This window comes from Paenibacillus sp. LRG-1 (assembly GCF_057220305.1).
Genome location: NZ_CM170126.1, coordinates 3,784,287 through 3,807,155 on the forward strand (window position 1 = coordinate 3,784,287; position 22,869 = coordinate 3,807,155).

At 46.1% G+C, this 22,869-nt stretch carries 19 protein-coding genes and 1 other annotated feature; of the genes, 6 read left to right on the top strand and 13 right to left on the bottom strand.

What is annotated here, in order from left to right:
• Window positions 1–156: 156 nt before the first annotated feature.
• Entirely contained in the window at window positions 157–756 is a 600-nt protein-coding gene (gene rpsD, locus ACUUJN_RS16860) for a 30S ribosomal protein S4 (protein WP_025723468.1), read from the top strand.
• Window positions 757–836: 80 nt separating this feature from the next.
• Here the strand turns inward: rpsD and ACUUJN_RS16865 are convergent, their stop codons facing one another.
• Together ACUUJN_RS16865 and tyrS are read right to left on the bottom strand one after the other, a co-directional pair.
• On the bottom strand, window positions 837–1,706 hold the full coding sequence (locus ACUUJN_RS16865) for an AraC family transcriptional regulator (protein WP_023989328.1): 870 nt from the start codon (window positions 1,704–1,706) through the stop codon (window positions 837–839).
• Between the two features lie 201 nt (window positions 1,707–1,907).
• The gene (tyrS, locus tag ACUUJN_RS16870; RefSeq protein WP_013310921.1) at window positions 1,908–3,161 is read right to left on the bottom strand and encodes a tyrosine--tRNA ligase; all 1,254 of its coding nucleotides are present in this window, start codon (window positions 3,159–3,161) and stop codon (window positions 1,908–1,910) included.
• A gap of 66 nt (window positions 3,162–3,227) precedes the next feature.
• Window positions 3,228–3,494 (bottom strand) — a binding site (T-box leader).
• A 135-nt stretch (window positions 3,495–3,629) separates the two neighbouring features.
• Here tyrS and ACUUJN_RS16875 point away from each other — a divergent pair.
• Window positions 3,630–6,653 (top strand): transglycosylase domain-containing protein, encoded by a 3,024-nt coding sequence (locus tag ACUUJN_RS16875; RefSeq protein WP_484668725.1) that lies wholly within the window; start codon window positions 3,630–3,632, stop codon window positions 6,651–6,653.
• A gap of 118 nt (window positions 6,654–6,771) precedes the next feature.
• Here the strand turns inward: ACUUJN_RS16875 and acsA are convergent, their stop codons facing one another.
• Window positions 6,772–8,487, bottom strand: a complete 1,716-nt coding sequence (acsA, locus tag ACUUJN_RS16880; protein ID WP_484668726.1) for an acetate--CoA ligase — start codon at window positions 8,485–8,487, stop codon at window positions 6,772–6,774.
• Between the two features lie 246 nt (window positions 8,488–8,733).
• On the opposite strand from acsA, the gene ACUUJN_RS16885 reads away from it, so the two are divergent.
• A complete protein-coding gene (locus ACUUJN_RS16885; protein WP_028540544.1) occupies window positions 8,734–9,366 on the top strand; it encodes a GNAT family N-acetyltransferase in 633 nt (210 codons plus the stop codon).
• 12 nt (window positions 9,367–9,378) lie between these two features.
• Here the strand turns inward: ACUUJN_RS16885 and ACUUJN_RS16890 are convergent, their stop codons facing one another.
• The 4 genes from ACUUJN_RS16890 to ACUUJN_RS16905 all read right to left on the bottom strand — a co-directional run bounded on the left by ACUUJN_RS16890 (window position 9,379) and on the right by ACUUJN_RS16905 (window position 12,196).
• Window positions 9,379–10,077, bottom strand: coding sequence for a 5'-methylthioadenosine/adenosylhomocysteine nucleosidase (locus tag ACUUJN_RS16890; RefSeq protein ID WP_068941485.1), 699 nt, complete (start codon window positions 10,075–10,077; stop codon window positions 9,379–9,381).
• A 114-nt stretch (window positions 10,078–10,191) separates the two neighbouring features.
• Entirely contained in the window at window positions 10,192–11,199 is a 1,008-nt protein-coding gene (ccpA, locus tag ACUUJN_RS16895; RefSeq protein ID WP_023989333.1) for a catabolite control protein A, read from the bottom strand.
• Window positions 11,200–11,306: 107 nt separating this feature from the next.
• Entirely contained in the window at window positions 11,307–11,648 is a 342-nt protein-coding gene (gene ytxJ / locus ACUUJN_RS16900) for a bacillithiol system redox-active protein YtxJ (RefSeq protein ID WP_013310927.1), read from the bottom strand.
• A 101-nt stretch (window positions 11,649–11,749) separates the two neighbouring features.
• A complete protein-coding gene (locus tag ACUUJN_RS16905; protein ID WP_023989334.1) occupies window positions 11,750–12,196 on the bottom strand; it encodes a hypothetical protein in 447 nt (148 codons plus the stop codon).
• Between the two features lie 338 nt (window positions 12,197–12,534).
• On the opposite strand from ACUUJN_RS16905, the gene ACUUJN_RS16910 reads away from it, so the two are divergent.
• Window positions 12,535–13,071, top strand: a complete 537-nt coding sequence (locus tag ACUUJN_RS16910; RefSeq protein WP_023989335.1) for a type 1 glutamine amidotransferase domain-containing protein — start codon at window positions 12,535–12,537, stop codon at window positions 13,069–13,071.
• Window positions 13,072–13,257: 186 nt separating this feature from the next.
• On the opposite strand, the gene ptsP is transcribed toward ACUUJN_RS16910, so the two are convergent.
• The 4 genes from ptsP to aroA form a co-directional block, all read right to left on the bottom strand.
• Window positions 13,258–15,003 carry a phosphoenolpyruvate--protein phosphotransferase gene (gene ptsP, locus ACUUJN_RS16915; protein ID WP_023989336.1) on the bottom strand — a complete coding sequence of 582 codons (1,746 nt, stop codon included), beginning with the start codon at window positions 15,001–15,003 and terminating at the stop codon, window positions 13,258–13,260.
• On the bottom strand, window positions 15,000–16,883 hold the full coding sequence (locus ACUUJN_RS16920) for a glucose PTS transporter subunit IIA (protein WP_023989337.1): 1,884 nt from the start codon (window positions 16,881–16,883) through the stop codon (window positions 15,000–15,002). Before ACUUJN_RS16920 ends, ptsP begins: the two co-directional genes overlap by 4 nt.
• A gap of 300 nt (window positions 16,884–17,183) precedes the next feature.
• Window positions 17,184–17,618: a CoA-binding protein gene (locus tag ACUUJN_RS16925; protein ID WP_013310932.1), complete on the bottom strand. Its 435-nt coding sequence runs from the start codon at window positions 17,616–17,618 to the stop codon at window positions 17,184–17,186.
• A 33-nt stretch (window positions 17,619–17,651) separates the two neighbouring features.
• Window positions 17,652–18,944: a 3-phosphoshikimate 1-carboxyvinyltransferase gene (gene aroA, locus ACUUJN_RS16930; RefSeq protein WP_028540541.1), complete on the bottom strand. Its 1,293-nt coding sequence runs from the start codon at window positions 18,942–18,944 to the stop codon at window positions 17,652–17,654.
• 269 nt (window positions 18,945–19,213) lie between these two features.
• On the opposite strand from aroA, the gene ACUUJN_RS16935 reads away from it, so the two are divergent.
• Window positions 19,214–19,519 (top strand): rhodanese-like domain-containing protein, encoded by a 306-nt coding sequence (locus ACUUJN_RS16935; protein WP_010345522.1) that lies wholly within the window; start codon window positions 19,214–19,216, stop codon window positions 19,517–19,519.
• A gap of 246 nt (window positions 19,520–19,765) precedes the next feature.
• On the opposite strand, the gene gndA is transcribed toward ACUUJN_RS16935, so the two are convergent.
• Entirely contained in the window at window positions 19,766–21,172 is a 1,407-nt protein-coding gene (gene gndA / locus ACUUJN_RS16940) for an NADP-dependent phosphogluconate dehydrogenase (protein ID WP_013310934.1), read from the bottom strand.
• A gap of 173 nt (window positions 21,173–21,345) precedes the next feature.
• Window positions 21,346–21,945 (bottom strand): hypothetical protein, encoded by a 600-nt coding sequence (locus tag ACUUJN_RS16945; RefSeq protein ID WP_165177417.1) that lies wholly within the window; start codon window positions 21,943–21,945, stop codon window positions 21,346–21,348.
• 279 nt (window positions 21,946–22,224) lie between these two features.
• On the opposite strand from ACUUJN_RS16945, the gene ACUUJN_RS16950 reads away from it, so the two are divergent.
• The gene (locus ACUUJN_RS16950) at window positions 22,225–22,857 is read left to right on the top strand and encodes a YktB family protein (protein ID WP_025724011.1); all 633 of its coding nucleotides are present in this window, start codon (window positions 22,225–22,227) and stop codon (window positions 22,855–22,857) included.
• Window positions 22,858–22,869 lie beyond the last annotated feature (12 nt).

Below are 22,869 nucleotides of genomic sequence, written 5' to 3' on the forward strand. Positions count from 1 at the left end.
ACAGTTTGTGTCACCCTCATCTTTTTTGTTGCTGACAGGACAGCGGCTGAACTTTTCTGTCAGTAGTGCGTCTTACCTTAATTGGTAGCGCCGAACAAATTGGAGCGCAAAGAGAGCCCCAACTCAAATTTTAATTATGAAGGAGTTAACTCTATAATGGCACGTTACACTGGTCCTAAATTTAAATTGAGCCGTCGTCTCGGTATTTCCCTGAGCGGCACAGGTAAAGAATTGAAACGCCCTTTCCCTCCGGGACAACATGGTGCAAACCAACGGAGAAAAATCAGCAACTACGGTATGCAGCTTCAAGAGAAACAAAAGCTGCGTCACATGTACGGCTTGGGTGAAAAACAATTCCGTACCCTGTTCAACAAAGCTCAACACATGCACGGTATCGCTGGTGAAAACTTTATGTTCTTGCTGGAAAGCCGCCTGGACAACCTTGTGTTCCGTCTTGGCTTTGCTAATTCCCGTGCAGGCGCACGTCAATTGGTAGCTCACGGTCACGTTACTGTGAACGGTAAAAAAGTTGACATCGCTTCTTACCAAGTAAGTCTTGGCGACGTGATCGGTCTTCGTGAAAGAAGTCGTTCCCTGTCTTCCATTAAAGAAGCTTTGGAAAACCGCAACCACTTGGCAGCTTACCTGGAGTACAATGACGCAGCTCTGGAAGGTAAATTCATTCGTTTGCCTGAGCGTGGCGAATTGTCCCAAGATATCGATGAAAAACAAATCGTCGAATTCTACAACCGCTAATCCTTGCATTAGCACCAAAAAGCACCCGAATTTATTCGGGTGCTTTTTTTTATATTCCCTATGCATCGAGCCTGAGGGTTTTATTCAATGGGGATGTATACCTTCATACTCAAGTGATCTGGATAGGAGGAATTCAACACGTCCGTAATTTCAAAATCAGGCCCCTCCCTCCGTTCAAAATTAGAATTAGGAAGCCATGTGCCATAGATAAAGTCTCGTATATTCTGAACCCGTCCATCTGAACCCGAAGCGTCAAACTCAGCATACTTCCCTGCTGGAATCTCCATATATACGAAACCCTCTGCCAGTTCTTTTGACTCTTCTTCAACTGCCTCGCCCACCACAAATGAAAATGCACCGTTGTCTTCAAATCGACAGGCAACCCCATATGACATTCCTGGTGCAATTTTGTTCGGGATAAACATAAAATATTCATTTGCTCCAAAGTGCCCATAAAACCCTGGAATTTCTTTATAGTGCTGCTCATTATTCAAATTTGTTTTATATTCATATCCTACAATTTTAACTGTTTCGAGCTGCAATATCACCGGCTTATTCACATCCAAATCCCCCATCGTATTTTTTTGGTAATCCAGAAAATTGATTTTACTTTGCGCAGGAAACTCGATATCACCGTTACGATACTTCCCAGGGGTGATCCCAAAATTCTTTTCAAAAGCGCGGGTAAAAGCTTCTTGTGAGTTGTACTGATACTCAATAGCAATGTCCAACACTTTTTGATTGGATTGTTTTAGCTGTTCAGCCGCCTCGGACAATCTTCTCCTTCTTATATACTGTTGAACCGTAAAACCCGAAATGGCCTGAAAAACCCGTTGGAAATGAAAAGCTGAAAAACAGGCCTGTGAAGCAATCTCGGCAATTTTTAAATCCTCCCGGAGATTCAATTCAATAAACTCAATCGCACACTGAATTCGTTTAAAATAGTCCATATAATCCTTCCCCGCACTTGTAATTGTTTTGGTTATCTATCCTACACCCAAATTGTGCAACCCACGTTTTCATTATGTATAACTCTTTACCTACATGTTTGATTATTTGTGCTAAGTTTACCATGACTTTTCACTTGTCAGAAATAAAAAAGCAGCGCTGAGATCGATACAATCTCAGCGCTGCTTTTGAAAATATTTTCATTATCCAAGCTTGATTTTAGCAAATTTCCGTTTACCTACCTGCACAATGTCGCCTTCCTTCGGCGTGTATGCTTCGTTCACATCGGTCCATTTCTCTTCGTTAATTTTGACCGAACCCTGCTGAATACTGCGCTTGGCTTCACCATTAGATGCTGCAAAGCCCAGATGAGTCAGCAACTGGATTACACGAATGCCACCTTCTTCTAACTGATCAGCCGTCAAGGTGAACTCTTCAATATCGTCAGGCAGCGCACGTTGCTGGAATACGGTCACAAAATGCTGCTTTGCTGCTTCCTCTGCTTCTTCACCGTGGTACATGCGCACTAACGTTCCAGCCAGCTTCATTTTGGCATCACGTGGATGTACTGAGCCGTCCTTAACACCTTTCGCCAGCTCTGCCAGCTCCTCGTTGTTGATATCCGTTGCAAGCTCAAAATATTTCAGCATCAGCTCGTCAGGAACGGACATGGATTTCCCGTATATTTCGTTCGGCTCCTCATCAACACCAATGTAGTTCCCCAAACTTTTGCTCATCTTCTGGACGCCATCCAGCCCTTCAAGCAATGGTAATGTAATAGTAGCCTGCGGCTCAACTCCGTATTCTTTTTGCAGGGTTCTGCCCATCAGCAGATTAAACTTCTGATCCGTCCCCCCCAATTCAATATCGCTTTGGAGAGCCACGGAATCCATGCCCTGCATCAGCGGGTAAAAGAACTCATGGATGCTGATCGGCAATCCATTTTGGTACCTTTTTGTAAAATCATCTCGTTCCAACATACGGGCAACCGTTACTTTGGCCGACAGGGTTACTACATCAGCAAAAGACATTGGCCCTAACCATTCGGAATTGTAGAATACCTTTGTTTTTTCAGGATCGAGAATTTTAAAAATTTGTTCCTTGTACGTTTGTGCATTACGCTGTACATCTTCCTCAGTCAGTTGCTTACGAGTCTCCGATTTACCTGTCGGATCACCAATTCTGCCTGTAAAATCTCCGATAATCAGTTGCACTTGATGGCCTAATTCCTGGAACTGGCGCAGTTTGTGCATAACAACCGTATGTCCGATGTGAATGTCGGGCGCAGATGGATCAAGACCCAGCTTAATTTTGAGCGGCTCGCCGCTAACGACCGATTTGATTACCTTACGCTTCAGCTCATCCTCCGGTACAATTTCCGCCACACCCCGCTGTATCACCTCTAGCTGTCGCTCGACCTCTACCTGTTGCTCCGGCTTCAATTCTTCCCACTTCATCCTGTATACCTCCTATTTTTCATCCAAAATATTACATATTAGACAAACCAAAAAGCCCCTTTCATCCCAAGGGACGAGAAGGAGCTACTCGCGTTACCACCCTAATTAAAGAAACGCATGTCAAAGACAGACATTTCTTTCACTTCATTCCTATAACGGGCCTACACCCGGTACTGGATTACTATGGTAGCTTCGCAAACCTGCAAATGCTTTCCATTCATCCAGACAGCTCCAGACGGTAATTCAAAGGAGGGACGCTACCGATTCACACCACCCATCGGCTCTCTGTACAACGTGAATCCGCCTTCTACTGAAGTCTTTCTCTGCTTTTCACGATATTTACTTTGACCTATTTATAACACACTGCTTTTATGTAGTCAACGACACCAAAAGACAGGCTTTTTAGCATATGGGTTCATTTTGTAATTTTATGCTATAATAATGGCTGTTATAAAGGAGGAAGACTTAATGGTTGAAGAAAAAAACAATGTATCAGCGCCAAAGCCTTCCCGCTTGAGGACAACCATGCGAAGGCTCGGCCGTGTCATAAAGTGGGTCATCATCATCGGTTTTATGGGGGCACTATTTGCAGGGGGGGCCGCCGCTGGCTATGTTGCTTCTATTGTAAAAAGCGAACCCGTGCGTTCCAGATCCATGATCCTACAGGAAGTAGATAAGAATGCAATTACAGGCTTCGCTTATTTCAATGATGGCTCTCCCATCGGACAACTTCGGACAGAAGAAGATCGAAGACCTGTCACGTTTAAGGAGATTCCACAACTCGTCATTGACGCAGTCATTGCCATTGAAGATAATCATTTTTATGAGCATAAAGGTGTCGATTTGTCGGGAACGCTGCGTGCTGTGAAGCAAAAGGCGCTGCATGAATCCGTACAAACCGGGGGTAGTACCCTCACCCAGCAGCTTGCGCGTCGTGTCTTTCTAAATCTCGATCGCACGGATGACCGCAAGGTCAAAGAAATTTTGCTGTCTCTGCGCCTTGAGCGCTTCCTGAGCAAGCAGCAAATTATTACGGCCTATCTCAATAAAGTACCTTTTGGTAACGGTTCAAGCGGTTACAACGTCTTTGGCATTAAAGCAGCGGCCAAAGGTATTTTTAATGAGAATGATCTGAACGAGATTAATGTAGCCCAGGCCGCCTATCTGGCAGGTTTGCCACAGCTTCCTTCTTCTTATTCTGCTTACAACGGTAAGGGCGAGTTTAATGAAGCTGGCTTTAAAAGAGCCATCAACCGCCAGCACCTGGTGCTCAGTCGAATGCTGGAGGAGAACAAAATCAATAAAGCACAGTATGATGAAGCGATGGCTTTTGATATCAAAAAATCTCTCGCACCACGCACTGTTAAAGCTTATAACACCTATCCATACCTTATGATGGAAACAGAACGACAGGCTGCGCAGGCACTCATGTCTGTTACCAATCCGGGTCAAGCAGCTAATGCCAGTGCAGATGCCAAGACCAAGGACGATAACGATTTACTCAAAGAAGCCGAACAGCAGCTTCGCACAGGCGGTTATATGGTGTACACCACCATTGATAAGAGCGTCTACAAATCTATGCGTCAAATTGCAGAAAATAAAAACAACTTCTCTGCCACTAGTAAAACCAAGGGTGACGAACAAGCAGCGGCTATTCTGATTCAGCATAAAACAGGCGCCATTCTTGGAATGATGGAAGGTCGGGACTTCCAAAAGGAGCAGATGAATTATGCCACGCAGATGGTACGTCAGCCAGGTTCGGCAATGAAGCCGATTGCTGCCTATCTCCCTGCATTGGACAGCGGTCTTGTGCAGCCTGGTAGTATCGTGGATGATGCCCCTATTATTTTGAAAGATGGCAGTAATGGATATCACATTCCAAAAAATGCTAACAACCGCTATCAAGGATTGGTTACGGCGCGTTATGCACTGAATCAATCGCTAAATACGATAGCACTCAAGCTGTTTAACGAAAAAGTAGGGATTAGCAATGCTTGGGCTTTTGCTAAAAAACTGGGTATCACCACCTTGGAATCCAGTGATAACAACGCCCAAACGGGTGTACTTGGCGGCTTGGCCCATGGGGTGACCGTCGAGGAACTCACGAATGCATATGGAGCCATTCCAAATGGCGGTGTGTTTAATGACGCCTATATGATCGAAAAGATTGTGGATTCGCAAGGCAATATTGTATATAAGCATCAGGCTAATCCTGTGCAGGCCTTCTCACCGCAAACCGCCTACCTGATGACAGATATGTTGCGTACAGCCGTGTCGGAAGGCACAGGCAGACTGGTGAAGCGGAACTTTGATCAATCCGGCAAGATTCCGATTGCCGGCAAGACAGGCACTACGCAATCCTACACTGATGTTTGGTTCGAGGGCTTTACGCCTGACGTCACGCTGGGTGTATGGGTTGGTTACAAGCAGCCTGTCAATAAGCTTGAAACGAAAGTCCAAAAAGAGCGGGCTCGTCGCCTATGGGCTCTAATCATGAATGAAGTAACAGCTAAAGATGCTCAGCTGTTCCAAACGGACAGTTTCAAGAGACCTGACGGCATTGTAAGCCGTACAGCATCCGCGTATGGTTCGGACATTTATAACAGTAAGTATCCACCTAAAAACAGTGAAAATGGTGTGAGCCGTGCGAAATATATTACCTACCAAGGTGTGAATTATATTCCACGCGATGGTACACCGGATGATATGTTATATGAACGGACCGTTAGGAAACGGGAAAAGCCCATCTCAGAATTGATTAAAGAGCTTCAGCAAGCCTTTAAGGTGATGAGACGACATAATTCGTTGTCCTACTATCTGCCTCAGGATGCAGATAAGGAAGCTCCTACTCAGATTGATCCACGCAAGGACGATGGAGCAGCCCCTAACGCTCCATCTAGCATCAACGTAAGCTATAGTGACGGCAAAGCCATAATCAGCTTTAGCCCAAGCGGAAACAGCGACGTCGTAGGATACCGTCTGTATCGTTCTACAGATGGGGGCAGCTTCCAACGGCTTGGCAAGGTTGTTATGGCTGACGGCTCCAAGGTGTTCTCTGACAGCCCTGGGGGCAGCAGCTCCAGCTACTACGTGACCGCCGTTGATGTAGGCGGCCATGAGTCTGGGCCAAGCACGAAAGCAAGCGCAGCACCTGTGGTGCCACCTGCAGATTCTGAGTCTCCAGACGTTCCGGGCGAGGGAGATGGAACAGGTGCACAGCCTACAGAGGTTCCTACTGCCCCTGGACAGCCTCAAGCTAAAGCCGCTGGCTCATCCGTAGCGCTCCAATGGAGCGCAGGTAAGTCTGCGGACGCTATTACAGGCTATAACGTGTATTACAGCGAAAGCGGTGCGGAGCCTTTTACAAACATAGGCTCTACCGCATCTCCCAGCTTTGAATATAAGTCGGGGAAAAAGCCAAAAGGCTGGTTTCGTGTCACTTCCATGAATGCCATGGGGGAATCGGCTCCTTCCGGAGCCGTCCGTCCATAACAGAAGACAAAGCAGAAAGTGATAGGGTGAATATGAGATTCACCCTAACAAAAAGGGAGTCTCCTTAGCCATTAAGGCTTTGGAGACTCCCTTTTTTAATTCTAATATGCACAGCATTTCAATCCTCTATGGTAGATAAGTCACCTGTAGGAAGGTTAAGCTCCCAGGCTTTCAACACGCGCCTCATAATTTTACCGGAACGGGTTTTGGGTAGCTTTTCCTTAAACTCAATTTCGCGTGGAGCAGCATGAGCAGACAGCCCTTCCTTAACGAAGCGATAGATGTCCTGCTGTAAAGCTTCAGACGGTGCATAGCCTTCACGCAGTGCAACAAAAGCCTTGATAATCTCTCCCCGCACGGTATCTGGTTTTCCAATGACTCCGGCTTCCGCTACTGCAGGATGCTCCAGAAGCTTGCTCTCCACCTCAAAAGGGCCGATTCGCTCCCCGGAGGAGTTAATGACATCATCAATCCTACCCTGAAACCAGAAATATCCGTCCTCATCCATGTAAGCTGAATCACCCGATACATACCAACCGGGAAAGCGGAAATATTCCTGAAACTTGTTCGGATTGTTCCATATACGATTCATCATGGATGGCCATTGTGTACGGATCGCCAAGTGGCCCATCCGGTCAGGAGGCAACACCTGCCCTCTGTCATCCAAAATAGCAGCCTGAATACCTGGGAGTGGCTTTCCCATCGAACCCGGCTTAATTGGCAGCTCAGGGTAATTACAGATCAACTGTGCTCCTGTTTCCGTCATCCACCAAGTATCATGAATGCGCTGTGTATACACTTGCCATCCCCATCGCACCACTTCTGGATTCAACGGTTCCCCAACGGATAATACATGCCGCAGACTGCTAAGATCATATTTGGAAACAACCTGCTCCCCTGCGCTCATCAGCATCCGAAACGCTGTAGGAGCACTATACCATATGGTCACTTCGTGACGCTCAATCGTGCGGTACCAGTCTTCCGGGCTGAAACGCCCCCCACGAATGACATTCGTCGCTCCATTTAGCCATGGAGCAAAAATACCGTATGATGTTCCCGTGACCCAGCCAGGATCAGCAGTACACCAATACACATCATCTTCCCGCAAATCCAGCACCATTTTGCCAGTATAGTAATGCTGAATCATCGCATTTTGCACATGATACACGCCTTTGGGCTTGCCTGTTGAGCCTGATGTATAGTGAATAATTAATCCATCTTCACGATTCAACCATTCTGTCTCAAGTTCCTCTGAGGACATAAGCATTTCTGTCTCGAAATCGATAATTCCCTGCTCACGTGCATCCATATCACCAACCACAAAAATATGTCGCAGCTCAGGAAGCTCCTCACGTTTTACCCGTGACAGAAGCGCAGGTGTGGTCACTAATGCCACCGCCCCACTATCCTCCAATCGATCCTTAACCGCAGTTTCCATAAACGCCTCAAATAATGGACCGACAACAGCTCCAACCTTTAGAACACCAAGTAAACTAATAACCAGCTCGGGTGAACGTGGCATGAAAATAAACACCCGCTCCCCTTTACCAATACCGTATTTCCGCAGCACATTTCCGAACCTGTTAGAACTAGCACGAAGCTGAGAGAAGGTGTAGGTTTCGTGACGGTTTGCGTCACAATACAATAGTGCCGCTTTCTCACCTCGTCCTTCCTGTACATGTCGATCAATGGCTTCATGTGCCATATTGACCTTGCCTGTTTCATACCACGTAAAATGACGCTCTGCATCCTCCCACTGAAAGTTGTTGTAAGCTTGTTCATACGGGCCCATGTTGGATGTGGGAACTACAGTCTGGAGTTCTTCAATCTTCATGCGTTAAGCCTCCTCACAATGGATTAATGAGAATCACACAGAACAAGATAACGCTTACAAAATCAATAAAGCAGATGAAGTCCTTTGGTGTACTGGTTGATTTAAGCACTTAATTGTGAACATTTTATGTCTAAAACAGTATATCATAGGTCAGGATGTGACGACCATCCTTTTCATTTAATTGTTTTTTTGCTATAAGTAGGGGATATGAGGAACGAGCTCATGGCGAACAAGGAGGGCGTACACATGCAGCATTTAAAACTGTACCACTTGGACACGCTGGATCATAACGGACAAACAATCTATGTAGAAGGCCCCGTATCCGCGGATCAACTGCGTTCATTTCAAATGCACAAGCAATTAGATGCCTTTCGCAAACCAAAGGAACAGTTCGACGCGTTGGTGGATATTTCAGAACTGCCAGAAGGCAGAATTATCATTGCCCACAACGGGGAAACCCTTCTGGGATATGTTACTTTTCATTACCCAGATGAGATGGAGCGCTGGTCGGAAGCTGGCATGAAGGATTTACTGGAACTTGGAGCTGTTGAGGTAGCCGATGACTATCGTGGTCTGGGCCTGGGTAGCCGAATGATTCGGATTGCCTTTGAGGACAGACAACTTGAATCCTATATTATTTTTACCACCGAATACTATTGGCATTGGGATTTAAAAGGCAGCGGTCTCTCCGTATGGGAATACCGCCGCATGATGGAACATCTGATGAAAACTGTAGATATGGTCTGGTACGCCACGGATGATCCTGAAATATGCTCACATCCTGCTAACTGTCTGATGGTACGAATGGGAAAAGATGTGCCCCTCGCATCACAGGAGCAGTTTGACCATATCCGGTTTGTCCGAAGATTCATGTATTAAAAAATTATACCCTTATCCCAAATGCTTGAGCATGAACTCCACAATACGATGCGAACGATGTGAAGCTTCTACCGTAAATTCAGCATAATTAACGTGAGCCGATCCATCAGCCTTATCTGACATAGATCGTAGGACAACATAAGGCACAGCGTTCATATGAGCTGTCTGAGCCACAGCTGCACCCTCCATTTCGGTACAAGCACCGTCCATTTCCTGATGCAATGCAGTCACTAACTCACGATTTGCAACAAATTGATCGCCAGAAAGTACCTTGCCGACAATATACCGATCGCCAAACGATTTGCAGGCTTGCTCAGCTAGACTTGCAAGCTCGGGATCAGCCACAAACTCTGAGGTGTCCTGATAAGGAATGACCCCTCTGGCATAACCCAAAGGCGTTACATCCATATCATGCTGCATACATGTTGATGAGATGACAATATCCCCAATGTTTAAATCGGGATGAACTGCCCCTGCCACTCCCGTAAATATAATCTGTTCTACACCAAAATGATCAATCAGGATTTGTGTTGTTACCGCAGCATTAACCTTGCCTACACCGGATTTGCAGACAACGACTCTTTGCCCGTGAATGATTCCTGTAGTGTACGTGATTCCAGCCTTGACCGTCTTGCTCGCTTCCGTCATCGCTGCCAGCAGCAATTCAATTTCTTCATCCATAGCACCCATTAATCCGTAAAGTCGGCTCATTACGCATCCCTCTATTCTTGGTTTGATGATGATGTCCATAAGAAGCTTTATATCCGCGAAAAAAGCTCCATCAAAGGAGCTTTCATCGAAGGTATATCCTATTCAGCACTGCATCTAGTCTAAATAATTAACTGACAACCGCAAAATAGTTTCATGCGGCAAAATAACGCGAGGGTTCTCCACGTTTTCCTTTTTCATCAGCTTGGTCAGCAAACGCATCGCTACCGCACCCAAATCGTACATCGGTTGCGCGACGGTTGTCAGCTGAGGACGAACCATAGAGGCCATACGAATATTGTCAACACTGATTACCGAAAAATCATCAGGAACTTTCAAACCCTCATCCTGAATACTGTGGATCGCACCAATTGCCATTTCATCCGTAGCAGCAAAAATCGCACTTGGCTTCTTCTTCAGGCCGAGAAAATATTTCATTGCTTCGACACCGGATTCATAACGGTAGTTCCCGATTCGCACGAGATCCTCCTGATAATCAATTCCGGCTGTTTCCAGTGCTCTCTTGTAACCTTGGAAACGTGCATAGCCGTTTGCAGGGTCTTGAAGCGTACCACTGATCATTGCGATTTGACGGTGTCCATGGCGGATCAACGTGTTTACTGCATCAAAAGCAGCGGCTTCATGGTCGATATCGACCGAAGGATAGCTTCCTTTTTCATCACTCGTTGCACATAGAACGATAGGGACCGCAGCTGTATGGAACGCCTGAATATGCTCGTCCGTTACTGTACCACCCATGAACAGAAGACCATCCACTTGCTTTTCAAGCAATGTGTTGATGACACGAATCTCTTTTTCTTTTCGCTTGTCGGCATTACACAAAATAATATTATAGTGATACATATTCGCTATATCCTCAATACCGCGCGCAATTTCTGCAAAAATTGAGTTCGATATATCGGGTATAACCACGCCGACGGTCGTTGTCTTCTTGCTGGCCAGACCTCTAGCGACCGCATTTGGGCGATATCCCAATTGTTCAATCGCTTCGTACACTTTCTTGCGGGTCTGAGGTTTCACATTAGGATTATTGTTAACTACGCGGGACACTGTGGCCATTGAGACACCAGCTTCGCGAGCTACATCATAGATCGTTACCGTCACATTCCTTCTCTCCATTGCCAATAAATTTTCAACCGAATCCTAGATCAACTAATTAGAACCATGATACGACAAAATACTACTTTATGCAACGACAGCACACATTCTATCTATGTGAGATGATCGTGGAGTGCACGGGCTGTAATATTCGAATGGGATGTATGCCAAACAGCCTCTCCGCCCTTGATTAAAATGGCCTGCGGGGATTCATGCTTCACCTGAAGCCTGTCCGCGGTTTCATTGGACACCGGCCGATCTTCTACTACATAAATGATACCGTATTCAATATTTTCGTTGGGAGCGCCATGCAAATAGGACTCCACTTCCTGATATGCGCCTGCACTTATCGGACAACGTGTGCTATGTTTAAAGAGAAGCAACGGCTTGTCTGATGACGCTTCCAGAGCCGTATTTAATTGTTGAACAGTAGTCATTTTTGTCATCGTCGCCATTGGATATACATTCCTTTCTGTGTCTTGTCGTATGGCCTATTCACATCGTAACAAAAAGAACATGTAAAATCCAATGGTGACCATGAAAATTTTCATATTTTTTAGTTTTTTGTATTCGTAAATACCGATTCACTGGTAAAACCGGATAATTGAACCAATTTTTTCTCTACATCATTCATCCAATCTTCGTCTCCCAGACTTCTCGCATAGCGATAAAGATCCAGTAAGAGATTAATTCGAAGCTCCATGCGCTCCTCCAAAGCAGATTGCCAATCCACATTGGGATTGTCCGCTTCCTCCAATACAAGCTTGCGAATTATTTCTGCCAGTTCATTGTTGCGAGCAAAAGATATTCTCCGTGCCGTAGGTTTGCTCCCTAGACTTTGTAATAGTGCCTTAATGTCCTTCGTCACATGCTGCAAAACCTCACTGGAAAAGCATGACGAGCATGAGAATACAGGGACGTGCAAAATTTCAACCTTGCCCGCATAGATTACCTTTCGCAGTTCCAGTCCCATCGGTTTGCCACATTGACATTGCTTCTGCATTTAACCACCTCATTACGTAGGATCAAACTATACGAGGATCTCATCAGAATCCAAATATATCTATCTACTAGTCTAATAAATAATTGTTAACTCCATTAAATCTATCATACCTTGTTTTATTTCGACTTTGGGACCTCAAATCCTTCCACAGATTGCAGCTATGAACAAATTACCAAAGCTTTGGCGGGTCAGAAAATGACGACAATTGCTGTCAAAGAGCAGACTACTAACATAAGAATCTGCGAAGGAATGGACTTCGAGCGTTCTTTTTCTTAAGATGTAAAAGTACAGATTACAAAACAGAGGTGTCATCATGTGACGCACGAAAGGATGGTTGGATGTCAAGACTTGCCGGAAAAAAGGTTATCGCCCTGGTGGATGAGGAATTCGAGGATCTGGAGCTGTGGTATCCGATTTACCGTGTTCGTGAAGAAGGCGCAGAAGTGCATTTAGCCGGTGCGGAAAAAGGTAAAAAATATATTGGAAAATATGGCGTACCTGCTGAAGCGGAATATGCCTTTGAGGAACTGAATAGCAGTGATTATGACGGGATTCTCGTCCCTGGCGGTTGGGCACCTGATAAACTGCGCCGCTATCCCAAGGTAATTCAACTCGTACAGGAGTTTCATGCTGCTCATAAGCCGATTGGACAAATCTGCCATGCAGGCTGGGTACTGATTTCTGCTAAAATTTTGGATGGTGTTACGGTAACCTCCACACCAGGTATTCGTGATGATATGGAGAATGCAGGAGCTATTTGGAAGGATGAGGCAGTTGTGACGGACGGACATATTGTATCTGCTCGTCGGCCGCCTGATCTTCCACCTTACGGAAAAGCGTTCTGCGATTTGTTAGCAGATAACACCCGGAAATAAGAGATTAAGTTAATTTTCCGTAATCTCAAGAGGCTGTCAACAAGATGAAAAAAAGAACCTTCAAAACCATGAATAAGTGGTTTTGAAGGTTCTTTTTCGTCCAAGCCGTGCTACGCCTTAAGGTTTGCTACGACAAGCTCAACAATACGGGGTGTTGGCTGTGCAAAGCTTTGCGGACATTATATATTACTGCCGTCCAGGCCCGGCCGGAGTGCAGCTGACATTAGCTGCAGTCAGCTTGTCTTCGATCGCTGCACCAGTGGACATGCCAAAGCAAACCTGAGCGACTGTCGTTGCCTCAGATGCAGTCGTATTCAGCACACGATGCTTGACCCGCAACAAAGATTGGGGAGACATGCTGAGTTGATGTATCCCCAGTTCCAGCCAAAGAGGAACGGAACGTTCATCTCCAGCCATCTCACCACATACACTCACATCAATTCCTGCTTGATGTGCCGCTTGTGCAGTCATGCGCAGCATTCGAAGTACAGCTGGATGGTATGGATGGTACATATGTGCAATCTGCTCATTCATACGGTCTACAGCCAGCACATACTGAACCAGATCATTCGTTCCGATACTAAAAAAATCTGTTTCAGCTGCCAATAGATCAGCGATCATCGCTGCAGCCGGTACCTCAATCATAATTCCTCGCTGAATGTTTGGATTATAGGCAAGCCCTCTTGCATCCAAATCCGCCATAGCCTCCTTCAAAAGAGCATCTGCCTGGCGGACCTCCTCCACGGATGAGATCATCGGATACATTACCTTGATATTTCCCGTTGCACTGGCTCTTAAAATTGCAGTCAACTGGGTTTTAAACAATTCCTTCCAATCCAGACTGATCCGTATAGCACGGTAACCTAGAAAAGGATTTTCTTCCTCTGGTAGTTGAAGATAGTCCAACGGCTTATCTCCACCGATATCCAATGTACGGATGACTACAGAGTGGTTTCCTGCCTTTTCCGCTATCAGCCGATATACTTCATACTGCTCCTCTTCATCTGGAGCAGATTTGCGATCCATGTATAAAAACTCCGTGCGGAACAGTCCCACACCTTGAGCGCCATGCTTCAAAGCTGCCTCCAGCTCTTTAATCGAACTAATATTGGCCGCCAGCCTCAGGGTGGTTCCATCCTTGGTCACGGCATCTACAGAAGCAAGTACCTGAAGCTGCTCTTTTCTGCGTCGCTGCTCGTCACGCAAAATTTTATAATGATCAGTTACCGTTTTTTCCGGATTCACATAAACTTTGCCCAGGTCTCCGTCCACAACCATCATATCTCCCGTTTGAACGGGCAAATTCAGATTGCTCTCCAGTCCTGAAACGAGTGGAATACCAAGTGCGCGGGCCATGATCGCAGAATGTGATGTTTTACCACCATTCATAGTTACAATCCCTAAAACATAGCTAGGATTCAAGTGTGCCGATTGGGAGGGTGAGAGCTCCTTGGCTACCAGAATATAGGGCTGTGTATCCTTGGGAAGAGTCACTTCCGGTGCACCCAGCAAATGCTTGAGCAGCCGGTTTCCCACATCTTTGATATCAATTGCCCGCTCCTTCATATATTCATCATCCAGTAAATCAAACATTGTTACAAAATGATCAATGGCTTCCTTCACGGCCACCTCGGCCGCCTTATACTGACGCTCAATAATTCCGCGAATTTCATTCATGAATTCTGGATCTTCCAATATCGCAAGATGAGCATCAAAAATGCTGGATTCCTCCGGCCCCACCATCTCTCGAAACTCATCCTTAATAAACTGGATCTCACTTTTGGATGTGCGTATCCCTTCATACAACCGTTCAAATTCCTTTGCAAGATCTACCGCATCCATTTTTTGATCAGGTAAATCCCACTCCCAGCTCGGCAGGACAAATGCCTTCCCGATTGCCACACCTGCTGCGGCGCCGATGCCTTCTATCATGTTTCTACCCCTCCAACATTCCTGTCATGCAGCACAACGGACATTACCGAGGCCTGACCTTTTTTCACTGTTTTAAACGGAGCAAAGCTCCACGACTTGACGCGATCCGGATTCGTGATGACCATAGGAGTCACCAGCGATGGAGCTTGCTCGCGCAGCGCCTGCAAATCAAATTTGATCAGCAATTGCCCCGGTTCCACCGTATCGCCTGCTTCTACCATAGCAGTAAAATTTCCTTTTAGCTGTGAAGTATCAATCCCTATGTGGAGCAGAACCTCAAGTCCCTCTCGTGTGGAGATGCCTAAAGCGTGCATAGTCGGATACAAGTGCATCACAGTACCATACACTGGAGACACAAGTTCACCACGTTCAGGAACAAAAGCAACACCGTCCCCGACCAGCTTCGTCGCAAAAATTTTGTCAGGCACTTCATGAATCGGGAGCATTTTTCCATGTACAGGAGCGTTGAACAAAATTTGAGGGAGATCACGCTCCATCAGCTTCGCGATTTCCTCACGAATCAGTTCTGAATACGTTCCGAATACAACCTGCAAATTACCTCCACCCAGATTGATAAGCCCGGCCGATCCCAAAGCCTTCATCGCTCCGGTATCGATCAGTCTGTCATTGTGGACGGTCAGCCGCAAACGTGTGATGCAGGCCTCCACCTGCACAATATTTTCCTTCCCGCCAAGTGCTTCCAAAATAAGCGGAGCACTATAAGGAATATTGCCGGCCCAATCCTCCAGAACCGAACCTTCCTCGCGCCCAGGAGTTGGAATACGGAACCGCCGGATAGCCCATCGAAACAGTACATAATACACAAGCCCATACGCCACTCCCACTGGAATTAACAACCAGGCGTTATGTGAGAGATGAAAATTAAGGACATAATCTATAAAACCCGCCGAATAGGAAAATCCGTGATGAATATCCAGCTCAAAGGTAAGCCACATGGCCAGCCCAGACATAACCGCATGAACGAGGAACAAATAAGGTGCTGCAAACAAAAAGGCGAACTCGATCTGTTCCGACACTCCGGTAAAAAAGCAGACAAGCGCAGCCGTCAAAAATGTTTTTTGCACCTTTGGCTTCAAATCTTCACGTGCTTCCTGAATGATCGCCAGCGCAATGGCAGGGATCGCAAACATCATAATGGGGAACAACCCGGACATGAAATAGCCCGCTGTCGGATCGCCAGCAAAAAACCGGGGTAAATCTCCCTGCACAACGTTGCCAGACGGCGTTTTATATGTACCCAGTTGAAACCAAAAAATATTATTAAGCAGATGGTGCAGACCAAAGGCCGCCAGCAACCGATATAGAATACCGTAGATAAACAGTCCAAAGCCGCCCAAGCTCGATTCCAGACCTACTATAAATTGCAGCCCTCTCTGTATGAGTGGGGCAATAATTAGCATGAGTCCTGCAAACACAGCCGAGAAGAGGCCAATAAGCAGCAGAACAAATCGGGTACCCCCAAAAAACTGAAGCACCTCGGGCAATTTGATGCTTTTGAAGCGATTATAAGCCACCCCTGAAATGACCCCCAAAATGATACCAATGAGCGTCGCCGGTTGAATGAGTCCGTTTCCAAATCTCAATGTGACCTGATCATATATAGCCATACCAGCTAATGCTGCCAGTCCCGCCTGACCTGCCTGATTCGACATCCCCAGTGCAACACCAACCGCAAATAAATATGGCAAAAAATAAAAAATCCCATGTCCCGCCGCATTTGCCATATCAGACACCATAGGGAATCCCCATGTGGACCAAGGAAGGCTGCCGAGACTTAGCAATATTGCAGCGGCTGGTAGCACCATCGTCGGGAGCATGACAGCACGACCGAGCTGTTGTAAGGATCCGAGCCAATTCATGGCATTCCTCTCCTTTCTATCCCTGATGGTAAGCCGAATAAATACTTTTGTCAAAGCAATGATTCCATCTGCCAAAATATTTATTTACGCTTCTACAGGTCAAAAAACTTTATCACCACAACAGATAACACTATGAATCCGTCTAGACCATTTTCATCATCAGGCATACATACATTATATGGATTGCTAAAAGTATAATATACTTTACCATATTCCTCATTTCGCACCAAAAACCTTCAACCCTGTGAAGCAAGGGAAGAAGGTTTTCATGTGCGTATAGCACGGGTCACTGATCCTTGTTTATCCTTTACGTACAGCCTGGGTCACTGAGTCCTCCACCTTAATGCAACGATCCATAATAACCGTCATTCCATGCTCCTGCGCAATGTCAGCGGCTTCCTGGCTTATAATCCCCTGTTGAAGCCACAAAATCTTAGCTCCAATAGCTGCTGCTTCACGCGCAACCTCTGCACAGTATTCACTGCGGCGGAATACATTGACCAGCTCCACAGGCTCAGGTACTTCAGCAAGACTGGCATAACAAGTCTCCCCAAGAATCGTTTGCCCTGCCGCCGCAGGGTTAACCGGAATAATCCGGTATCCCCGCTTCTGCATGGCATAAGAAACCATATAAGAGGTTCGATCTGATTTATCAGACAAACCAACAACCGCAATATTGCCTACTTGTTCCAAAATGGTTTTAATCTCTTCTCTCGACGGATTTTCAAAAGCCATCCTGTTCCCTCCTATTCGCATCTTCGTTTGCTTTTATTTTACCCATTCTACAGAAGCACCAAGCGTCGTTAGATGATCAAAATACTGCGGATACGATTTGGCGACATGATGTGCATCCTTGATCACTAACGGCTTCTGTGAACGCAAACCTACAATCGTCAAGGCCATAATAACACGGTGATCAAAATGCGCGTTAATTTCCACGCCACCTTCGACACCTTCCGGTCTGCCATGTACGATAATTTCCGCTTGGCGTTCTTCTACCCGAGCTCCAGCCTTGGTCAGCTCATTCAAATAATCGGTAATGCGGTCGCATTCCTTATACCGTAAATTCTCCACGTTATAAAAGCGGGACGTGCCTTCAGCAAATACAGCCGCAGCCACCATTGCAAGCACAGCGTCTGTTGCAGCATCACCGTCAAACTCGACAGCTTTCAATCGGCCATTGCCCTTCACGACAACGGTATCGTTCTCGTGTGTCAGTGGCACTTCCATCATGCGCAGCACATCTACGATAGCGCGTTCTCCCTGTTTGCTCTGCTCTTTAAGACGATGAATGGTAACATCAGAATTCGTTACTGCAGCAGCCGCTAGCACCGCTGCACTCCCTGGATAGTCTCCCTGTACAGTATACGTACGTGGCTGATAGGATTGCCGCCCCGGGACACGGAAAGACATGTAATCATCGCTTGCATGAATGATAATACCAGCCTCTTGCAATACCTCCAGGGTCTGCCCAATGACCACCTTGGATTTCAAATCATGCAGCACTTCGATTTCACTGTCTTCCTCTAGTAAAGGCGTAAGGAATAGCAAGGCGCTCAAATATTGTGAGCTAACCGAGCCGGACACCTGAATTTTACCGCCTTTCGCCTGACCACCCTGAATACGAATTGGCAACTTACCTTCACGATGATCTACTTTCACACCCAGTTGCCCCAGTGCATCGATTAGATCATCATGTGGTCTCTTACCCAATGAGTCGGGATATGTATTAACAAATGTAACATCCGGACATAGAGATGCAATACCCATCAAAAAACGGAGCACCGCTCCTGCGTTTCCCACATTCAATTCCTTCACAGCTTGAGGATGGCTACCAAAACCTGTAATAATTATTTTTTCATCATCCTCTTCCAGTACTGCACCCAGATCGGCGATACAACGACGCATAGCATCACTGTCTTCACTATGAGCTGGATAATAAATGGTACTTTGTCCCTCAGCAAGTGCCGCAGTGAGCAGATAGCGAGTAGTGTAGTTTTTGGAGGACAGGGCCCCAATCTCTCCTTGCAAGGAAGGGGTAGGTCTAACGATAACATCCATAATGTACATGCTCCTTTTCGGTTCAAACCATCCTATTTTACGTTAATTATACAAGTTGTAGCATTCATTTCTCCACCCAAAAAATAAGAAATATTAATCTAGGTCGCCCGAGTGAATCCCGTCGGTTAATTAATCTATACCTGCCTTTAGGATTAAGCCAATTGACAGCCTAGAGATAGCTTAGCTATCATACATAGAGTATGTGTGACATTTTGCACACATCAAAAACATACGCAGCACCCATTATTTATCAGAAAAGAGGTCCGGCCATGACGCAAATCGCCCTGATTGAACCTTCTGAGTTGCGCGCACGTCTGCAAGCAGGAGAGCAATTGCAATTAATCGACGTCCGCGAAGCGGAAGAAGTAGCGGAAGGCATGATTGAAGGTGCCAAGCACATTCCGCTCGGACAGCTTCCGGGTCGTCTTGAAGAAATTGAACGCACCGGTGAAATTATCTTTATTTGCCGGAGCGGTTATCGTAGTGAACGAGCCTGCGAATATCTACAGCAGCTAGGTTATGAAGGCTGTACTAACATGACCGGCGGCATGCTGCAATGGTCACAGGAGCAATAGAAAACCTACTTAACAAAAGAGACGGGAACTTCCCGTCTCTTTTGTTTTAACTCAAAGCTTAGACGCGGTAATGCATTAAAATATTCTATTCCTATCATACCATAGCCTCAAAAGATTACACAATCCTCTACTACCCTAGAATGATATCCATAATTAAAAATTAAAAAACGGAAGCTTCTTCTACCCATAGGGCAAAAAAGCTTCCGTTGTATTACATAATGCTATTCATGCATATCCGTCCGTTCATTAGAACCATTGATGATGGAATACGCCTTCTTTGTCCACACGTTTGAACGTATGGGCACCGAAGTAGTCACGTTGTGCTTGCAGCAGATTTGCTGGCAAACGCTCAGTGCGGTAGCTGTCATAGTATGCAAGCGCACTGGAGAAGCCAGGCACAGGAATACCTTGAGATACAGCCACGGAAATCACTTGACGCCATGCATCTTGATACGTTTCAACTACATTTTTGAAGTAAGAATCCAGTAACAGGTTTTTCAAGGCAGGGTCGCGGTCATATGCATCCTTGATGTTTTGCAGGAATTGCGAGCGGATAATGCAACCGCCACGGAAGATCATAGCAATTTTTCCATATTTCAAATCCCAATCATATTCATCGGAAGCTGCACGCATTTGAGCGAAACCTTGAGCATAGGACACGATTTTACTTGCAAACAGTGCTTTACGTACGCTCTCGATAAATTCTTTTTTGTCGCCGCTGAAGGACTCAGCATTAGGACCGCTCAGCACTTTGCTTGCCGCAATGCGCTCGTCTTTCATAGCAGACAAGAAGCGGGAGAATACGGATTCGGTAATCATGGACAATGGCACACCCAGATCCAAAGCGCTTTGGCTTGTCCATTTACCTGTACCTTTTTGACCAGCAGCATCCAAGATAACGTCTACCATTGGCTTGCCTGTTTCAGCATCGTATTGGGAGAAAATGTCAGCTGTAATTTCGATCAGGTAGCTGTCCAGTTCCCCTTTATTCCATTCCGTGAAGATTTCATGAAGCTCTTCCGCATTCACGTTCAGGACTGATTTTAACAGGTGATAAGCTTCACCGATCAATTGCATGTCGCCGTACTCGATACCGTTATGCACCATTTTTACATAGTGACCAGCACCGTCGGGACCGATATATGTACAGCATGGGTCGCCTTCCACTTTGGCAGAGATTGCCGTCAGAATCGGCTCTACCAGTTTATAGGCACTTTCTTGTCCACCTGGCATAATAGCAGGACCATTCAAGGCACCTTCTTCACCACCGGATACGCCTGTACCAATAAAGCGAAGTCCTTTTTCCTCCAGCTCTTTGCTGCGGCGCTGTGTATCAGGGAAGTAGGCATTGCCTCCGTCTATAATAATGTCGCCCTTGTCCAGATGAGGCACAAGCTGTTCAATCGTGGCATCTGTAGCTTTACCAGCTTGAACCATGATCAGGATTTTACGGGGTGACTCCAATGAGTTCACAAATTCTTCAATAGAGAAAGTACCCGTCAGTTTTTTACCTTCTGCTTCTTTGATAAGATCGTGCGTTTTTTCTGGAGAGCGATTAAAAACCGAGACGGTGAAGCCTCTGCTCTCAATATTAAGGGCTAAATTCTTACCCATTACCGCCAGGCCGATCACACCAATTTGCTGTTTTGCCATCTGGTTCCTCATCCTTTGCAACATATTTTGTCTTCTATATCGCCGCTTTACCGCATTACACTTTATGTGAATCGGAACACGTGCACTTCTATTTTAACGTTTTTGGTGTAAGAAGTGAACCCCTGTCTATTTACAGATCAAAACACCTCATTTTCATGAGGTGTTCAGATGTACTACGCTTCCATCATCAACAGTTGGTGGGATAGCGTTTGCAGGCGTTCATGGCAATTCCCGATTTTAGCCTTATCTCCGTCTGTCATCGCTATGAACAGCTTCTCCAATTCATCGTCTACTTCCATTTTGAGCAGCAGCAGCCGGGTTTCCCCTTCATTGGAAGCGTACATATCCTCCATTTCCTGTGCGGACAGCACCGGTCCTTTCTGATAAATGACACGCTGCTTAAAGCCAGTAACCTCGACCAGACGAATAACCTCACCGAACAAAATATTTTCTACTAAAATATGATGATCCTTAACTCTTTTGACAATGGCATGACCTCGGGTGCTTCCAATCAGCTTCTCCAACCACTCAGCCAGCTTGGCATCGCGGATTACATAATCTCCAGCCAACTTGTAGTGTCCTGTACGCAGCTGTTGAAAACGGAGCTTCACCAGCTTGCGGCCGGTTCTCACCGACAAAACCAGGTACGACTCATCCTCGCTCCAGTACAGCGAATACCCTTCCGATATCAAATCCTTGATCAGATTATGGATATGCCGACGGCTAAACCGGAGCTCTAGATTGCAATATTCTACCTCACAGCCCTTGTTCACGGCATTCCCTCCTTTTTCAAGTCCGATTCAAGAAGTCCGGCTACAGCAAGCCTGCGGCTTTCCCGCTTGATCTTCCCTTGCTCTATTTTATACTTCATTTTATGTAAGGGTACTTGGTTATTTGACCTATTTTTATGAGTAACAGCGCACAATCCTACTTTTGCCTTATATGCTTGTTTCAAACCTGGTCTAAAGTCGGCCAAGCCCGGCGGCATTATGCTATAATCGGACATATTACGCCACACGACATGGCTTAACCCAGTTACAGGAGGAAAAGGAATGACATTTAGTGGATTTACTGCAAAGGACTTCGATGTTTTTGAAATACCGGGGTTGGAGCCTCGTATGGAAGTGCTGATTCAGCAGGTTCGGCCCAAGCTGGAGGCAATTGGCGAGGAATTGGCGCCGTTCCTGACAGACTTATGTGGGGAGCCTATGCACGTTCACGTTGCCAAGCATGCACGACGCAAAGTCAATCCCCCCAAAGATACTTGGGTTGCCTGGGCGGCAAACAAGCGTGGATACAAGGCGCTGCCGCATTTTGAGGTAGGCATGTTCGCTTCCCATCTTTTCGTCATCTTCGCAATTATTTATGAAAGCCCGAACAAAGCTACATTTGCCCAGGCGCTCGAAGCCAACCTGAGTGATGTACGTTCTAACCTACCGGATCATTTTTACTGGTCCATGGATCATATGGCTCCAGAAGGCACAGAACAACAACACATGGATAATGAAGATTTTCAAACGATCATCCACAAGCTGCAACAGGTAAAAAAAGCGGAGGTCATGTGTGGAATCCGTATTGACCGAGAAGATCCACTCGCCAGCGACGGGGCTGCATTATTACAGGCTGTGCGTTCTACCTTTGAGCATTTGCTGCCGCTGTACCGAATGTCTTTCTCGAAAGAGTAGCTCTCGCCGCTT

What these genes read in the sequence shown, in the direction of transcription:
- ACUUJN_RS16890 (WP_068941485.1), bottom strand. Translation starts at nt 10,077, where the DNA reads ATGAGCCGACTTTACGGATTAATGGGTGCTATGGATGAAGAAATTGAA.
- gndA (WP_013310934.1), bottom strand. Translation starts at nt 21,172, where the DNA reads ATGGCAAAACAGCAAATTGGTGTGATCGGCCTGGCGGTAATGGGTAAG.
- aroA (WP_028540541.1), bottom strand. Translation starts at nt 18,944, where the DNA reads ATGGATGTTATCGTTAGACCTACCCCTTCCTTGCAAGGAGAGATTGGG.
- ACUUJN_RS16865 (WP_023989328.1), bottom strand. Translation starts at nt 1,706, where the DNA reads ATGGACTATTTTAAACGAATTCAGTGTGCGATTGAGTTTATTGAATTG.
- ACUUJN_RS16925 (WP_013310932.1), bottom strand. Translation starts at nt 17,618, where the DNA reads ATGGCTTTTGAAAATCCGTCGAGAGAAGAGATTAAAACCATTTTGGAA.
- tyrS (WP_013310921.1), bottom strand. Translation starts at nt 3,161, where the DNA reads ATGAAGTGGGAAGAATTGAAGCCGGAGCAACAGGTAGAGGTCGAGCGA.
- ACUUJN_RS16935 (WP_010345522.1), top strand. Translation starts at nt 19,214, where the DNA reads ATGACGCAAATCGCCCTGATTGAACCTTCTGAGTTGCGCGCACGTCTG.
- rpsD (WP_025723468.1), top strand. Translation starts at nt 157, where the DNA reads ATGGCACGTTACACTGGTCCTAAATTTAAATTGAGCCGTCGTCTCGGT.
- ptsP (WP_023989336.1), bottom strand. Translation starts at nt 15,003, where the DNA reads ATGATAGAAGGCATCGGCGCCGCAGCAGGTGTGGCAATCGGGAAGGCA.
- ACUUJN_RS16905 (WP_023989334.1), bottom strand. Translation starts at nt 12,196, where the DNA reads ATGCAGAAGCAATGTCAATGTGGCAAACCGATGGGACTGGAACTGCGA.
- acsA (WP_484668726.1), bottom strand. Translation starts at nt 8,487, where the DNA reads ATGAAGATTGAAGAACTCCAGACTGTAGTTCCCACATCCAACATGGGC.
- ACUUJN_RS16885 (WP_028540544.1), top strand. Translation starts at nt 8,734, where the DNA reads ATGCAGCATTTAAAACTGTACCACTTGGACACGCTGGATCATAACGGA.
- ACUUJN_RS16920 (WP_023989337.1), bottom strand. Translation starts at nt 16,883, where the DNA reads ATGAATTGGCTCGGATCCTTACAACAGCTCGGTCGTGCTGTCATGCTC.
- ACUUJN_RS16910 (WP_023989335.1), top strand. Translation starts at nt 12,535, where the DNA reads ATGTCAAGACTTGCCGGAAAAAAGGTTATCGCCCTGGTGGATGAGGAA.
- ACUUJN_RS16950 (WP_025724011.1), top strand. Translation starts at nt 22,225, where the DNA reads ATGACATTTAGTGGATTTACTGCAAAGGACTTCGATGTTTTTGAAATA.
- ytxJ (WP_013310927.1), bottom strand. Translation starts at nt 11,648, where the DNA reads ATGGCGACGATGACAAAAATGACTACTGTTCAACAATTAAATACGGCT.
- ACUUJN_RS16875 (WP_484668725.1), top strand. Translation starts at nt 3,630, where the DNA reads ATGGTTGAAGAAAAAAACAATGTATCAGCGCCAAAGCCTTCCCGCTTG.